Origin of the sequence: Shewanella aquimarina, from assembly GCF_023349185.1 — a bacterium.
GTDB classification, from domain to species: Bacteria; Pseudomonadota; Gammaproteobacteria; order Enterobacterales; family Shewanellaceae; genus Shewanella; species Shewanella aquimarina.
In genome coordinates this window covers 46,243-62,124 of record NZ_JAKIKY010000004.1, presented here as the reverse complement: position 1 = coordinate 62,124, position 15,882 = coordinate 46,243, and the positions used below count along the sequence as shown (strand labels likewise).

General features: G+C 54.2%; 11 protein-coding genes. 9 read left to right on the top strand and 2 right to left on the bottom strand.

Features of this window, described 5'->3' with window-relative positions; translation table 11 throughout:
• Window positions 1-403: 403 nt before the first annotated feature.
• Window positions 404-3,595 (top strand): DUF2339 domain-containing protein, encoded by a 3,192-nt coding sequence (locus L2731_RS06455; RefSeq protein WP_249252333.1) that lies wholly within the window; start codon window positions 404-406, stop codon window positions 3,593-3,595.
• Window positions 3,596-3,849: 254 nt separating this feature from the next.
• Entirely contained in the window at window positions 3,850-4,842 is a 993-nt protein-coding gene (locus tag L2731_RS06450; RefSeq protein WP_249252332.1) for a LysR family transcriptional regulator, read from the top strand.
• A 67-nt stretch (window positions 4,843-4,909) separates the two neighbouring features.
• Here the strand turns inward: L2731_RS06450 and L2731_RS06445 are convergent, their stop codons facing one another.
• Window positions 4,910-5,788 carry a LysR substrate-binding domain-containing protein gene (locus L2731_RS06445; protein ID WP_249252331.1) on the bottom strand — a complete coding sequence of 293 codons (879 nt, stop codon included), beginning with the start codon at window positions 5,786-5,788 and terminating at the stop codon, window positions 4,910-4,912.
• A 477-nt stretch (window positions 5,789-6,265) separates the two neighbouring features.
• On the opposite strand from L2731_RS06445, the gene L2731_RS06440 reads away from it, so the two are divergent.
• The 4 genes from L2731_RS06440 to nrfD all read left to right on the top strand — a co-directional run bounded on the left by L2731_RS06440 (window position 6,266) and on the right by nrfD (window position 8,976).
• A complete protein-coding gene (locus L2731_RS06440; RefSeq protein ID WP_249252330.1) occupies window positions 6,266-6,775 on the top strand; it encodes a PDDEXK family nuclease in 510 nt (169 codons plus the stop codon).
• Between the two features lie 98 nt (window positions 6,776-6,873).
• Window positions 6,874-7,335: a cytochrome c3 family protein gene (locus tag L2731_RS06435; RefSeq protein WP_249252329.1), complete on the top strand. Its 462-nt coding sequence runs from the start codon at window positions 6,874-6,876 to the stop codon at window positions 7,333-7,335.
• Between the two features lie 10 nt (window positions 7,336-7,345).
• Window positions 7,346-8,038 (top strand): 4Fe-4S dicluster domain-containing protein, encoded by a 693-nt coding sequence (locus L2731_RS06430; protein ID WP_249252328.1) that lies wholly within the window; start codon window positions 7,346-7,348, stop codon window positions 8,036-8,038.
• Window positions 8,035-8,976 (top strand): cytochrome c nitrite reductase subunit NrfD, encoded by a 942-nt coding sequence (nrfD, locus tag L2731_RS06425; protein WP_249252327.1) that lies wholly within the window; start codon window positions 8,035-8,037, stop codon window positions 8,974-8,976. Before L2731_RS06430 ends, nrfD begins: the two co-directional genes overlap by 4 nt.
• Window positions 8,977-8,990: 14 nt before the next feature.
• On the opposite strand, the gene L2731_RS06420 is transcribed toward nrfD, so the two are convergent.
• Window positions 8,991-10,073, bottom strand: coding sequence for a glucosaminidase domain-containing protein (locus L2731_RS06420; protein ID WP_249252326.1), 1,083 nt, complete (start codon window positions 10,071-10,073; stop codon window positions 8,991-8,993).
• Window positions 10,074-10,682: 609 nt separating this feature from the next.
• Between L2731_RS06420 and L2731_RS06415 the strand changes: the two genes are divergently transcribed.
• From L2731_RS06415 to L2731_RS06405, 3 genes are all read left to right on the top strand, one after another.
• A complete protein-coding gene (locus L2731_RS06415; protein ID WP_249252324.1) occupies window positions 10,683-11,117 on the top strand; it encodes a hypothetical protein in 435 nt (144 codons plus the stop codon).
• Between the two features lie 217 nt (window positions 11,118-11,334).
• On the top strand, window positions 11,335-12,120 hold the full coding sequence (locus L2731_RS06410; RefSeq protein ID WP_239849611.1) for a hypothetical protein: 786 nt from the start codon (window positions 11,335-11,337) through the stop codon (window positions 12,118-12,120).
• Between the two features lie 37 nt (window positions 12,121-12,157).
• Window positions 12,158-15,724 (top strand): zinc-dependent metalloprotease, encoded by a 3,567-nt coding sequence (locus tag L2731_RS06405; protein WP_249252321.1) that lies wholly within the window; start codon window positions 12,158-12,160, stop codon window positions 15,722-15,724.
• Window positions 15,725-15,882: the final 158 nt, after the last annotated feature.

The window sequence follows — 15,882 nt, the reverse complement described above, 5'->3', positions numbered from 1 at the left end:
GGAATCCCCATCGAAGTTGCCGAAGGGCGTTGGAATAAATCACGTGAATCGGGCATGGATGCCCGATTAGCTTTCGGGGTACAGGATGTACCATCGGAAGCGTTAGTGATTTATCCATAAGCACGAGGAGCAACAACTTCGTCGGGGGCGTCAGGGAGGATGCAAGGAGGGCGAGGACGAACAGTCCTCCTTGCCCGGGTGTGGGATGGAATCCCACGACTTTTTTCGGCCAGAAGGCCGTATTCGTCTCAACGAGGGAAGCCCCCACGACGCTAATCCAAACAGAGTTTGGAAAACAAGTTAACGTCCGCATTCATAAAAATATCAACCACTTCCCTAAGTGCCTATACTACAAGTACAATGATAAGTCTTAGGATAAGTTGGCAAGACCAAAGGAAAGGCGATGACACTGAAGGAAGATGTCAACAAGCTCACTCAGGCCCTGGAGGCGATGCAATCACAACAGGCATCGGACCGCGCGGCGCTCACGAGTCAATTAGCGGAGTTTAGCCAGCAGCTGGCTGAGCTCAATGCGCGGGTAAATGCCCTGGAGGGCTATGACCAGCCCGAGGCTTCAGATCTGGCGCATTCCACTCCTACACACTCAACATCTGCGCACTCAACATCTGCGCCAAGCCAATCAAGCCAATACTTGCCATGGCAGACGCATTCTGGACAAGCCCAGCCTGAGCAAACTCACTTAGCGTCAGCGCAAGTTCAGTCAGCGCAGCTAGAGTTAGAGCAGACACAGTCCCCCCAGCAAGGCGAACTCAGCCAGCAGGCCGATACCAGCTATCGCCACGACGCCTGGCAGCGCCAGACGCCTCAACCAGAGGAACAAGTTAAAACTTCGGCTCGCACAACGAAAACCACAAAACAGAAGGCCGCCACTCCAGGTATTGGCCAACAGCTGGCCAACTCGGCGGCTCAGCTGCAGGGCTCATTGGGACAGCTGGTCAACCTGCTGCTCGGCCCCTTCGGCGGCCTCGGCGAGCAGGCCAAGGCCTTCTATCAACACTATCAAGCCAAAGGACAAGGCGCGGTGTTTCTGATGACACTGGCGGGCATCATCACCCTCACCCTGGGCTTTGGCTACCTGCTGCAATACTCCATCAACCACTGGTTCTCCGAGCTGGGTAAGGCACTGCTCGGCCTGGTAACGGCCAATACCGTCATTGCTGTCGGCCTCTTTATCCGGCGGGCCAGGCCCGGTATGGAGGACTATGCTTCGGGCATAGTGGGCCTTGGCGTCATATTGAATTATCTCTGTATCTATTTCCTCGGCCCCTATTTTGAGCTGATCCCGGAGAGCGCCGCCTTCTCGCTGATGCTGGTCAACACCCTCCTGGGTTATGGCCTGGCGATGAAGCTGGAGACCAAGGTGGTGGCCATCATCGCCCTGTGCGGCGGCTCCCTGGCGCCGCTTATGCTGCTCGATGCCAGCCAGGCACCGCTGCTCTATCTGCCCTACTTGCTGATCATAGGTGCCTGCTCTCTGGTGCAGAGTCATAGGCTGAATTGGCCCGTGCTGATCGAGATAACGGCACTGCTGCATATCGCATGTGTGCAGCTGCTGGGCTTCTTTCTGTTTCTGCCGCTGGCCCCCATCGGCCCCATGGAGATGCTGGCACTGGCGGGCATCAATGCCCTCTTCTACCTCTATGGCCTGGGTAGCCTCTGGTTACAGGCCAAGCGGGAGCCCAGTGCGCGCCTGCTCATGGTGCCCGTGGCCATGCTCTGTTTTACCCTCTATACCCTGGGGGAGTTTACCGCCTACGCCGGCGAGCTGTTCGCGATCAATGGCGTTATCTGCGCCCTGCTCTATTGGAAGATACGGCGTGATAGCCTGATTGCGCCGCTGATGCTGGCGGCGGCCGGGGTGTTTGCCGGGGTGGCGGCGCTCTACCTCATCAGCGCCGATCTGCTTGGTTTAGTGCTGTTGATCGAAGCCCTACTGCTGCTCTGGCTCGGCGCTAAACATGACTTTATCGCGATTCGCACCGAGGCCTATATCCTGTTGGCGATGGGCCTTGGCAGCAACCTGCTGACCCTGTTCGACAGCTTGGCAGTGAGTCACCGCGAGCCGGGTGGCGCCGCGGGAATGAGCGATAACCTCATCCTCATTCTCACCCTTACACTAAGCTGCGCCGCCTGTTATCAGGCGATACGCCTGATTGATGCCCTAGGGGATAGGCTTGCCGGGACGGAGCGACTCCTGCGCCGCGCCCTGCAGGGCGTTTTTGGTCAGCTGCTGGCGATCACCGCGCTGTTTATCGGCTACTGCTTGAGCCCAGACTTCTATCTCAATGGGCTGCCACTGATCGCCCTGATGCTGCTCTATCTTGGTAAGCGAAACGAGCTGCGCTTTACCGAGATCATGGCCTGGTTCTGGCTACTGCCGCTAGGTGGCCTCATCATGCTCGGCATGCTAGAGGCGGGCAGCGTCAACTTTGCCCAGCAGCCTCTCAACGCCAAGCTGGCGCGTATCGAGCTGTTTACCAGTCTGCTGTTGGCCTACTACTGGTACAAAAAATACTCCCCGCAATCGCCTCTGGTGCGTCTGGCCTACTATGTGCAACTGGGCTGTTATCTGGCCGTGCCACTCATCCTGCTGCCCAAGGTGCTTCGCAGCTATCTGGCGCTGCTGCCCATCTACCTCTGGTTGGCCAGCGCCATGGCCCTCGGCCTCGCGAGGTTCGTGCGCCATAGGAGTCTGGTGATTGAGACGCAAGTGCTGTGTGCAACGGCCATGCTGTTCACCGCTGTGAGCTGCCTAGACAACCAATGGCAGGGGCTTGTCGCCCTCGTCCTGGGCGCTCTGGCGATGGGAACTGTGCTTATCCGTTATCAAAGACTCAACCGCCGCTGGCGCCTGTTGCTGCGCTTCCCATGGCAGTTGACCCCCTTCTATTTTGCCTTGGTAGTCGCCGTCGCCGTGCAGACCCTGTCCGGGCTCATCGCCCCGGGATGGACACTGGTGTTCCTCGGGTTAACGACCTACTTTGCCTTGCTGCTTGAGCGAGACAATGCCCTGGGCAGACGTTTCGCCGAGGCGCTAAGACCCGGCTATGGCCTGGCCTACGCCTCGCTCATCTCGCTGCCGCTGGCGCCCATCATATTGCACGGTGATCGCCCCCTGGGGTTGGATGTCAGCAGCCTGCTGTTTAGCCTCAGCGAGCTAGGCATATTGGTGGTACTCGCCTGGTATCTCAGGGGCAAGCGACTGGGGGTTCAGGCACACAGGAAATTGCTGCCAAAACCCGCCCTGTTATGGGGCTGGCACAGCCTGCTGGCGGTGAGCTATTTCCTCTGGAGCTATCAGCTGGGGGATCAGATAGCCGCGCCTGTCAGCAGTATCTTGCTGGTGAGTCACGGCAGCGCGCTCATGTTCCTCAGCCTGCGACCTCGACAGGCCAGCCTGGTACGACTGGCCGGCATCTTGTTTGGTCTCGCCTGTCTCAAGGTGCTGTTTATCGACATGGCCTCCTTCGTGCTGGTGCAGAAGGTGGTCGCCTTCATCATCATAGGCATCATTTTGCTGACGGTGGCCTACTTCTACCAGAAGCAGAAGAACCGCCTGCCGACGCCTCAATAGTCACTCTTCCCCCCATGTGGCAGTTAAGGCTGCCACATGGGGAACTTTGGCTTACTCCCCCTAAAGCTCGGTATCGGCAGACTTTGATGAAGCTCTACAGCAAGGCTTACCGCCGGCTAACTGTGATGTCACCCGCAGAATTTTTAACCAATCCGTGCTAAAAGAAACCTTCATCAACTGGTTAATTTTTAGGCATAAGATCTATAATTTTTGCCTGTTAACGCCATCGAAACCTGCCGATAGAGGGATATGTCATGCTAAAGAAAGTGAGCCGACTCGATTACTATACCCTGCAGGTATTTATCGGACTGGTTGAACTCAAGAGTGGCAGTGCGGTGGCCGAGCGATTACGTACCACTCAGTCTAAGGTAAGCCGCAGCCTTACCTGCCTGCGGGAGGTGCTGGAAGACGAGCTCTTTATCCGTCAGCAATATGGCTTCGAACCTAATCAGGTCGCCCTCACCATCTACCCCATGGTCAAGACCATAGTGGAGCAGTACGACAAAATAGTGGCCGCCACCATAGACAAGGTAGCCGAGCCCTATCAACTCAGTGTCGCCATCTATGAGCAGTGGTCGCTGATGGCGATGAACTGTGTACACAACACCTGCAACTGCATCGAGGGTGGGGTCAATATCAATATTCAACCCTGGACAGATAAGGTCAATCAACGCCTGTGTCAGGGCAAGGTCGACTGCAGCATCTCCACCGAGCCGATCAACCACCCCATGGTGAACAACTTTAAGCTGGGGGATATCACCCACTTCTTCATCGTCGCCCGACAGGATCATCCCATTCTTCACAGCGAGGATCCGCTGCGGCAGATGTTTGATTACCCTATCGCCCTGGTTAATACCCACCTGCAGGAGCAGGAACCTCATCCCATAGAGGTGTATGCCAGAGCCAGGCAGATAGATATCCGTGTGGCCCTCAAGAGCCCGAGCCTGAGGATGTTGGTGGATCATGTCAGTCACAGCGAGGATATCGGCCTGCTCTCCTCGGCCATGTCCATGAGCTATTTCGAGAATCGCAACGACGTGGACTACCTGGATATCTCTAAGATCTGGTTAGAAATCACAGACCTTGAGACGCAGAGCTACTATCTGCACTGCCACAAGGGGATCAAGCCTGAGCTGGTGAACTGCCTGCGCAGGATTTTAACGGAGAAATTACTCGAGATGCAGGCACACTGTGCTCGAGTGACCCAGAAGCGCGCCCCCCTTGCACGGGCCTTGGACCAAGCCTAGACAAGCACAGAGATAAGTTTAACCGCCAAGAACACTTAGCCGCTACAGGCCGCGCCGAATGCGCTGGCTAGTGCACGTTCTGCTTGATCAGCAGAGTTATCTCCCGCTTTAACCAGTCGAGATGGGTAGCGCAGCGACCGCCGCGGCTCAACATATAGAGCCTGGGATAGGGTTGCTCTTGATACAGACGCTTGGTATCCATGCTCGACAGGCAGCATACATGCAGGCCAGGTAATAGCTCACTGTGTTCGTATACCTTGCTGTAAGGCAGCAGGCTCACCGTCTTATCGTCCGACAGATACCGATAAAGCTGATTAAAGGCCAGCCCCTCTCTTCCTATCTCGGTAGGCGCAGGATGGCAGCTGAGTCTGTGTTGGGCGCAGTAACGCTGGAAGGGATCCGGCGCCAGCTTATCAAACTGGCCGAATGCGCTTAGGTAGGGATAGTTGGCGATATTGGCCAGACTGATCTCCTGCTGCAGCAGGGGATGCTTGAGGGAGCAGAGTAGATACAGATGGGTTAACTGTTTGAGTGGTTCGACACTGAGCCTATCATCTTGCAATGCCTTATCCGAAGACTCGCTGACAATTGCCAGATCGATAAGCCCCTGGGCCAGATCTTCTACCAGATCCACACTGCCGCTACGCAGCTCATAGCTAATAGGCAGCTGTGCCTCGCTGATGGCGCCACTCAGGCGTTGAGGCAGCTCGGCAATCAAGAGATCGCTGACATAGAGCACCATGATCTGGCTCGCGGCCTGATCGTGACAGATCTCCAACTGATGCAGCTGCTCGCCACATTGCACCAGCGCCTTCACCAGAGGGTAGAGTTGACGGGTAAAATCGTTGGGTTCCAGGCCATGCTTCTTACGAATAAACAAGGGATCGTTAAAGATCATTCGGGCATGCTGCAGACAGCGGCTTACCTTGGGGGCGGGTATATTCATCTCCATCGCCACCGAAGAAGCGGAATGCTTTTCATACAAATTAACTAATATATTGGCGCTCAGCATATCTAAACTATCTAGAGTCATATTTTTCATTTAAAAATACCTCTCCCGACATCGAATATACCCATTGAGAGTATAGTAAATATTATTAAGCAGACAATACTTTTATTCTGATTCAATAAAACAAATAAAATAGACCTAGATCATATTTCTAAATTTCAAGCATTTACAAAAACATTGCAATGACTTAATTTTAATGCAAAACATCTTATAAACCCCACCAACATTCAGATATTCGACAATTAAAAATCACATATCTAATTATTGATTATCTACAAAATGAAATAGCAAAAAACAAGTATCTGATCCAAGGCTAAATTTTAATAATCCGATTTCAATAGTTATTGTAATTAAGTCCCATAAGGTAATAATTAAATCGAGAGTTAAAAATCAAAATAACCTTGGAGGTTTATCATGAACGCCACCGCTACCGTTATTTTAAGCTATGCATTTATGTACTTTGTTTTGTTTATCATTTGTCCTCTCGTCATCGTGACCTTCGTGATGACCTGCATCAAGTTCTTTAGATCAAGCGAGAACCAGCTGGTCGATGCCAGCGTAAGCATCAAGCCTCACCTGCTCGACAAGGATTCAATGCAGTTTCTCAAAGGCCTAAAGGCCATCGCCGCCAATCGCTACGATGTCCTTTACGGCGCGTCACTGGTGAATGTCGTCGACTTGGATGATTCCCTCAAAAACCACGAAGAGGTACAGGACTTCATGGAGCACTGCCACCTGGATTACGTGGTCGTCGATAACGAATCTTCTGCAGTCAAACTCGTGGTGAGCGACCCTGCGGCCAGCTCTCCAGAGCAGATGAAGTTTGTCGAAAAATGTTTAGATTACATTGGTGTACAGCTCATCAAACTCGACAAAGACAAGCATTGCGACGAAGCCTTGCTGCGCACCGCACTCGCCGCCTGATGAGCGCCTTTCACAGCAAGTATTGACGAGCGTCAACCCCTCCATTGACGCTCATCTTTCCCCACAACGTCATGCTCACTGAGGTGTAAGGATGCATTATGTGTCAAATTACCCCTTGTACTACTCTGCTGCTCAGCGTCCTCACACTTGGCCTGGTGGGCCTAGCGCCCAACGCCCTAGCCGCCGACGAGCTGGCCAGCCGCAGCTGTATCAAGTGTCATAAACGCAATGGCCAGCTCGAGGGCATACACGCCAGCCCTGGCCTCGCCATTCTCTGTCAGGACTGTCACGGCCCCAAAGGCAGCCATCCCAAGAAGGGATCGACCATCATGACCTTTGGGCCCGATAGCCCCTTCTCGGCTCAGCAACGCGGCGCCGTCTGCCTGACCTGTCACGATCATCAGGCCCTGGGTGAAGTCGAATGGACCCACAATGTGCACGCCAACCGCCTTGGCTGCGATCAGTGTCATCGACTCCATCCCGAGGCAGATCCCATGTTGTCGCTCGATACGCAACAGCACAGCCAGCTGTGTATCGGCTGCCACCAAGTCGAACAATAGGAGGCCTGTGATGCAAGTTTCTAAACGCCAATTTCTAAAGGGAGTGGGGGCGCTACTGGCCGGTGTCTCTGTGTATGGTGCCACCCGCACGCCCCAGGCCAACTCCCTGCTCCAGCCCGAGAAGGAAAGCGAGCTCAAATACGCCATGGTGCACGACGAGAATGCCTGTATCGGCTGCAACGCCTGCGTCCAGGCCTGCCGTGAGGTCAATCATATCCCCGAGGACGTCACCCGGGTGAAGATAGAACGCAAGGGGCCCTTTGGCGAGTATCCCGATCAGAGCTACCGCTTCAGCCGCGTCTCCTGTCAGCACTGCGAAGCCGCACCCTGTGTACGGGTCTGCCCCACAGGCGCCGCCTATATCGATAAGGAGACGGGCATAGTCGCGGTCAATAGCGATCGCTGCGTCGGCTGCCAGTATTGCATCGCCGCCTGTCCCTATCAGGTCAGGTATATTCACCCCGAGACCCGCACCGCCGATAAGTGCGACTTCTGTCAGCAGAGCCGTCTGGCGCAGGGGTTGCAACCTGCCTGTGTCGAGGCCTGCCCCACCAAGGCACTGACCTTTGGTAACCTCAAGGATCCCGAATCGGATCTGGTCAAGCTGCTGAAGACCAGGCCCAGTTACCGCGCCAAGGTGGACCTGGGCACCCGGCCTAAGCTGTTCCATATTCAAACCATAGATGGGGAGATAATGCTATGAGTGCTCTTCATTTCGAAGGCCTGGTATGGCATTGGCCTATCGCCATATACCTCTTCCTCGCCGGCCTGTCTGCCGGGGCGGTATTTTTCGCCATCATGCTGAAACACTTCAAGTTATCCCACGAAGCCTGGCATTCGCCCTTCGTGCAGGCGGCGGCCATCATAGCGCCGGTCGCCGTGTTTGGTGGCCTGGGGATCCTGGTATTCGACCTCACCCGGCCACTGGATTTCTGGAAGATCCTGGTGTTCTACAACACCAGTTCTGTGATGTCTATGGGGGTGCTGGTGCTGATGGCCTATCAGCTGGTGCTGTTTGCCTGGATAGCCAGCGTCTTTCAGCGCCGCATCACTCAGCTACTGGATAAGCGCCTGCCTATCGCCAACCGACTGCTTAACTGGCTGGTGAAACAGGAAGCGGCGATCACAGGCGTCTTGGTGATCCTCGCCATCTCGCTTGGGGCCTACACCGGCTTCCTGCTGTCGGCGCTGATCGGCTTCCCGCTGCTGAATAACCCGGTATTGCCGCTGCTGTTCTTGATCTCCGGGCTCTCCTCCGGCGCCGCCGCGACCCTACTGGGTGGGGTGCTGCTTCGGGGTAATCCCAATGGGGTCGAGGTGCGTTTCATCCACGGCATAGAGATCCCGTTGATTTTGGTGGAGATTGGCCTGCTGTTTACCTTCTTCGCCGGATTAATCCTCTCCGGTGGTCAGAGCCAGGTCGCGGCGCTCAACGCCTTGGGCTTCGGCTTCTGGGGTTGGATCTTCTGGGCCGGCGTGATCGGCATAGGCCTTACCCTGCCACTGGCCTTCAACCTATGGATGAAGGTGTCGGCGGATCGTAAGTTCGCCTATGTGGCGGTCACCGCCAGCTTCAGCCTGATAGGGGTGTTCTTGCTGCGCAACTTTATCCTCTATACTGGCCAGATGACGGGGATCTAATCCCCGCTGGCCATTCAATCGCGGGCGTCATCTGCGCTGATCAGGTGCAGCGGCGCCCCATCACTCAAGTAAGCCTCATCCACCTGATCCAGGCCGTTGTAGCGGATCATATGGCGAATCCCATCTATGTAGGCCTGACCTCGTTCGGAATATCGCTCCAGAGTGCCCGCCAGTTCCAGGCCTGTGATCGGCTTGTTGCCTTCGCGCAGCTGCGACCTAAGATCCCGCAGCGACTGGTAGGCATTGTTGGTGTTGAGGTTAAGCAGGTAGCCCTCCACCGAAGCCAGCGGTGTGTCGAAACGGGCCAGGCCATAGTTGCCCAGCTCCTTACGCTGTTCCTTTGGCTTCATCCCCTTGCCGCTAAAGTCCCACTGGCCGAAGAAGGCGTTGCCCTCGACGGTAAAGCGAGACGTCGCCCAGCCACTCTCCTCCGCCGCCTGGGCCAGCACCAGAGAGGGCGGCATGATATCGACCCGCGCCAAAAGCTGCTGGCGCTGCTCTTCGGTCAGGCTGCCACTCTCATCGGTATGGCTGCCGCTCTCATCGGTTAACAGGCGATACTTACGCGCCAGGGCCAGTAGCTCTGGGGCATCTAACTCCGCCTGGGCGATAGTCTGCCGCTCCAGCAATATCTTCTCATTGGCCACCAGGATAAGCGGCGCCATCAGGCGAAAGAACACCATCTTCTTGAGCTGCACCGGGATCTGCGACGAGGTCTGCTGCCAACGCTCACTCACGGCCTCGAAGGTGAGCCTGGGTACCTCACGACTGCCCGCCTGCCAGGCCGCCTGGTTATAGTCCAGGCGATCAAACAGGGCGATCAGCTCATCGAGGGAATTTAATACCACATCCTCAGGCGCCTGAGTGGGCCGCGCCTCGGAAACCGTCTTGAAACTGGTCTGTGTCTGCTGGCTATCGGCGGGAGTGGCCAGCTGACTGGCATCTTCGACCTGCGGTTCCATCCCGGCGGCGGCCAGCACGGCCGACAGCTGGCCATCGTCGCTCGGGCGATACCAGAGCGCCCAGAGTATCGCCAACGCGGCGACCACGAGCAACATAGGCAAAATCATCTTGTTTAGGCGGTTTTCTTTCGACATATCGGCTTCCTGTAACGGGTAACGACAGAGAGCAGTTGGCGCCTCCACTTCTTTGTTTACTCTAATCTATCTTATTACCTGAGTCTCTAGTGATCTGTCCTATTTAGTTAGCATCCGTGCGTAGACGCGGCCGAGCAGTTGTCGTCTCAACACTCAACTGACAGTATGGCCACATGTAATGAGAGCACACATTAACAATGTAATAGATTATTCCCTTAATTAAATAAATCTTTTATTCAATTATGCATAAAACTCATCATGTACCCTAGTTAACTCTCTATAAAGTCTAACCAAAGCTTTTATATTAAAATCTTATTCAAAAATTCGCCTAAAATACTTTATTTAAAACAAACTACACAAAATCAATCTAATTTAGAAAACACGGAACCAACCAGAAAGCGTAAACAGGTGGATAAGAAAAGGTTAACAAGCTTTAAATTAAAGAGATAAAAACGCACCTAAATGTGATAAGACCCACAATATTTAGGTTAATGCTATTTTAATATTGATTAAAATTTACCTGTTTCATACATTGAATATTCGTCTCAAATTTAAATGTATCTTTTTGTATCATTTTGGCGATATATTCATTTCTACTTAGCTGGTTATATGTTGAAACAAGGAACTGTCACACTATCAAGCTTAACTCTCTTGCTTGGCCTGCTGGTACTCTGCCACCTGAGCGCTAGCCTAATGGCTGATGAGCAAAGTATTAGCTCAGGCAAGACGTTGATCTGTGGTACTATTCAAGGAGAGAACCTCGCCACCAAAGAGGTTGCTCCCTCAGGACAAACAGCATTAATCTCATTGCATAGGCAATGCAATTACCAGCAACCAGATAACAGCATTTTTCAGCTAAAGGGTGAAATCCACGAAAGCCAAAACAGCAATGTGACACAGACTGTCGTCATCTTCTGCCTATTATTTCTCTCGGCTGGCCTTCCTTGTTATGGCCAGAGAAAATACCGCACCCCAAAAAGTATTTTGGAATCTAGTTCACTACTCATGAGCTGGATTAAGCCGATTAAGGGCATGCCTTCATAGAGCCATCAGCGCAAATATAAAGGTAACTTTCGCCATTTATATTCACGCCAATAACCAAATCTAAAAAATCTAGCCACATTATTATTAAGCTTGGCTGAATCTTCTAACTTATTCAAATGAGGTTTATTTAATGCCTTATGCACACTCACGTCTGTCGAGTGCGAATTATTGCGCGCGCTCCACGACACGGCATGCAAAATTATCCCTGGGACTAATAATGAGCCTGATGCTGTCGAGTCAGGTATTGGCAGACAATGAAAACGTTGCCGCCGCCATAGACACCAAGCGCTCCCACTGGTCCGGTTATCTCAGTGCCAGCGCCGCCAGCAACACCTTCGAGCAGTCGGCCCCCAGCTCCTACCAGGCCCTCAGTGCCAGCGGCAGGATAGCCTACCGCGACACCTGGGGCAGCATACGTCTCTCCAGCGGCGGCGAGGTGGAGACGCGCCATAACCAGAGCTATTTCTACGACACCTTCTTAGAGTATCGCACCCCGTCCAAGGCTCTGGGCAATGACTGGAGCTATGTCGGCAGCGCCGGGATCTATCTGCCTACCGGCCATACGAGCAAAGAAAACAAGTTGAGGGCCGCCCCCAGGCTGGCGGGCTATCTCTTCTACCGCCCGAACCAAGACTGGAACTTCTATCTCTCACCCCGGCTTAAATATAACGCCTATGAACATGAGATAGGCCGTCACGGCGAGCACTTCATCGAGCACAGCATCAGCCTGCTGGCCGATGCCACCTGGCAGTTCATCGACAATTGGTATCTGGATGTCAACGCCTCCTACACCATGAACAAGCCTTTTAACACCAGTCGTTATGACAACCGTTTCACCATCAGCGAAGAGATCGGCTGGTCGTTTGCCCCCACTTGGGTGGCGGCCATAGGCCACAACAACAGCGGCTATTTCTTCGACCCGGATCGCGGCCCGTCCCACAGCTTTACGCTCTACGACGAACGCAACTCCGTGTTTTATCTATCGATCACTAAATATTTATAAAAAGCACTTATAAATCAAACAACTAGGAGAGGTTTCAATGTACAAAAGCACTGTCGCCATCGCCATATTGAGCGCGATAGGATTGAGCGCCTGCGGCACAGACGAGCCGTATCAGGAGGTCAAGAAAGATGAGCGGATGATCGCCGTCAAAGACTTCAAAGATGCCACCACCAGCGGCGCCGCGGGGGATCAACTTACCTCCTCGACCACCACGGGCGAATTAGCCAGCAAGCAGCCCGAACGACTCTTTCTCTACACCCGCAGCCTGGGTGAGGCACCGCGCTACTCGGCCCCCATCCATGGTTTCTCTCAGGGGGAAGCCAAACTGGTGACCCTGCGCATGACGGAAAACGGCATCCAGCTGCGTCAGATCGACAGAGACAACATAGGTCTGGACCACGACTCGCGCTTCGATAACGAGTACAACAAGGCACCTGTGCTCACGATTCCCGGCGATTACATCGATTTCCAGTGCCAACAAGACAACTGGGGTGACTGCACCAACCGCGAAGAGGAAGTCACAGATCGCAATATCACCTGGGATCAGAAGAAGTTCTTCATTCCTAAGTTTGAAGGTGCACAGATCGCCGAAGAGAACTACACAGATCTGGTCACCTTCAAGCAGTGCACCACTGAAACCGAGTCGGCCCACCTGGTAAAAGATGGAAACTGGGAAGGCTATGAGATGGACTTGGCCAAGGGGGTGATCAACTTCGAAATCGAGCACACCTATCAGGCCAATCCCGCCTGTTTCGGCAAGTTCTTCAAGGGCAGCTTCGACAACCTCTCCTTCACCACCACGGAATATATCTCTGTCGTGGCCCTGGATCAGTTGGCCAGCAAGGACTTTGTCACCATCCCTTATAGTGAGGATGAGAACGGCACCTTCGGCTTCTTCCGCACCCAGCATGAATACCGCGACGGCAACAATGCCGATGGTAAGGATGGCTATGTGCGCCAGTACCTCAACCATTTCAATCCCAAGAAGGAGGCGATCACCTACTTCTTGAGTAACAACTTCTTCGAGCCGAAGAATCAGCCCTTCCTGGACGCGGCCAAACAGAGCATTACCGCCATCAACATTCAGAACAAGCTGTTCGAAACCGGCCTGCCGGAGCTCAAGCTGGCCCAGGCCAACGAACGCAGACACGGTGACTTGCGCTACAGCAACATCACCCTATTCGACGAGCCATTAGATAACGGTCTGGCGGGCTATGGTCCCTCTGCCGCCAACCCGCTGACCGGCGAGATTGTCAGTGGCCGGGTTGACCAATACAGTGCCAACCTACAGCAAGGATCGACCCGCTACTACCGCAGGGTGCAGCTGGACTACAACCGCGGCATGCTAGATCCTAACTCGGTAAAAGATCTTACCGGGGTCGACTATACGCCTTCGCAAGAGGCGGTAGATCGTGCCAATCAGGTGGCGGCCAACAAGCTCATTGCCGAGCAGAACAGTGTCAGCCAAGATCCTATGGTGCAGCAACCACGCACCGAGGCGCAGCCGCAGACAGTCATCCCAGATCTCTCCACAGATGATGCCAACAACGCCCCCTTCGAGGAGCTGGTCAATCAACACAATAAGACCGAAGCCTTCTGGGCAGAACATAACCTGATGAGTGTGGATCAGGCCTTCGGCCTCACAGGCGGCGCTCTACGCGAACTGCCTCGCGGCATTCAGGGTTATGAGATCGACTGGAAAGACACCAACTTCTGGGTCGATGGCATCATAGGCGGCAAGCTAAGGGATATCGAAGCCATGCCCAGCAGCTTCCAGGCGGATCTGGTGACTAAGCTGGCGGCTCAGGCCTTTGCCGGTACCCTTACCCACGAGCTAGGTCATACCCTGGGGCTAAGACATAACTTTGCCGGTAGCCGAGATCAAGCTAACTTCTTTAACGAAGAGGAGATCACCAAGTTCAGCCAAGCCTTCAGTGAGGCGGGTTATCCTCATCTGACGGTCAAGGCCGACTTCTCCAGCCAGATGGATTATAACGCCGACCGTTTCGCCACCACCTTCCAAAAGTACGATCTGGCCGCACTGCGTTTCGGCTATGGTCGTCAGGTAGAGACCCAAGATGGCAGCCTGGTATCGCTCGAGGCGGCCGATGCCAAGCGCCGCGAGGAGCTACGCCAGGGCAATATCACGGGCGAAATTCAATATGGCGCCCTGCATCAGATAGGCAAAGAGCACGACCTGCGTTACTTCGCCTTCTGTACCGACGGCCATGTGACCCTCAACAGCAACTGTAACCGCTTCGACGCCGGCACCAACAACGACGACATAGTGCAGTACTATATCGACAGCTACCACGACAGCTATGACACCATGAACGTGCGTCATAACCGTCAGACCCTGTTCGAAGATCATATCCTGCCCTATACCATCAACCGTCTGAGAGGCTTCAGCGACATACGTCAGTTCGTCGAAGACACGGCCACGGTTGAGGAGCTGTTTGCCTTCGATCAGAACGAGCTGGCCGATTTCTGCCCAGGCCATGAGAACTACTGGTTCTGCGCCTCACAAAGGGCGGTGGAAAAGGCGGCCGACACCTTCCTTACCGCGGCCGGTCTGAGCGACATCTATCTGCATGTCACCTATCGCATGAACAGCGATGACAGCCGCGCCCTGACCAAGGTGCACTCGCTGGAAGATATTCTGACTCGCCTCTACCGTCTCAATGCCGGCAAGCTGGATGAAGGCTTCGAGCTGGGTCAGATCATCACCGCCTACGAGCAAGCCCCTGAAAAATTGAAAGAGCTGCTGCTCAAGGCCGACATCGTCGAGGCCTACCAGGATCTGCTCTATGCCGATGTCAGCGCCAACAAGGGACGCCTGCTCAACGGCGTCAAGGCCCCGGCATCGAGCCCGAATCACCCTTATGTCAACGAACGCGACGTGCTGGGCATGTGGCCCGATAAACTGCTGGCGATGCGTCAGCTGCTGACCCGCAAGTCGCCTCGCAGCACCACGGGCCGCACCTACTACGCCCTGGCAGATTACCCTAAGGTGCACGAGCAGCTCGAAGGCATGCTATGCCAGATGACCATGGGCAATACCGTCAAGGAGATCAACCAATACCTGACCAAGCCTGTGCTGAGCGACAAGTGTAAGGCAGTAGACGCCAAGTACTATATCAACGACGTGGATTATGCCGACCAGCATATCGAGGCGCTGCCAAGCTATGCCACCTCACTGGGACGCTACTTCGGTTTCCCCCTGAGCAGCTATGAGATGAAGGGTAAGAGCAACCTGCTGCAGATGATGCTCAAGCAGGTGGTGCTGGCATCGCGCGACAGCGACTACCGCGGCGAAGAGAAGGCCAGAGTGTGGCGCGAGTATGTGGGCATTCATCTTGCCAGCGACGCCGTTGCCGCCAGCAAGCAGATCAGTCTACAGGGCAAAAACTATGTGGCGACCGAAGAGAACCAGCTGGCTCTCATGCTGATCGACCAGATAGACACGCTCAAGGCACTCATCGCCAACTCGCCCGAGCTGATGAAACATCAGATGAACAGCAAGGGTGAGACCTTCCAGCAACTGGTGGTTGACCCCATCATCGCCCGCGATGAGCGAGTGATCACCTACCTACCTGTACTCTAAGGTCTGGTTTATTCAACACAAAAGAAGCCGTCTGTCGGCTTCTTTTTTTATTGGCACTAACCACTTAGCTGCGCACCTTACCAAAAAATCCAAGGAGGTCATCTCTACTCTTCATAAAAACCTCACCGAATCGGTTGCCAGGCCTGGGCTGCAACAAA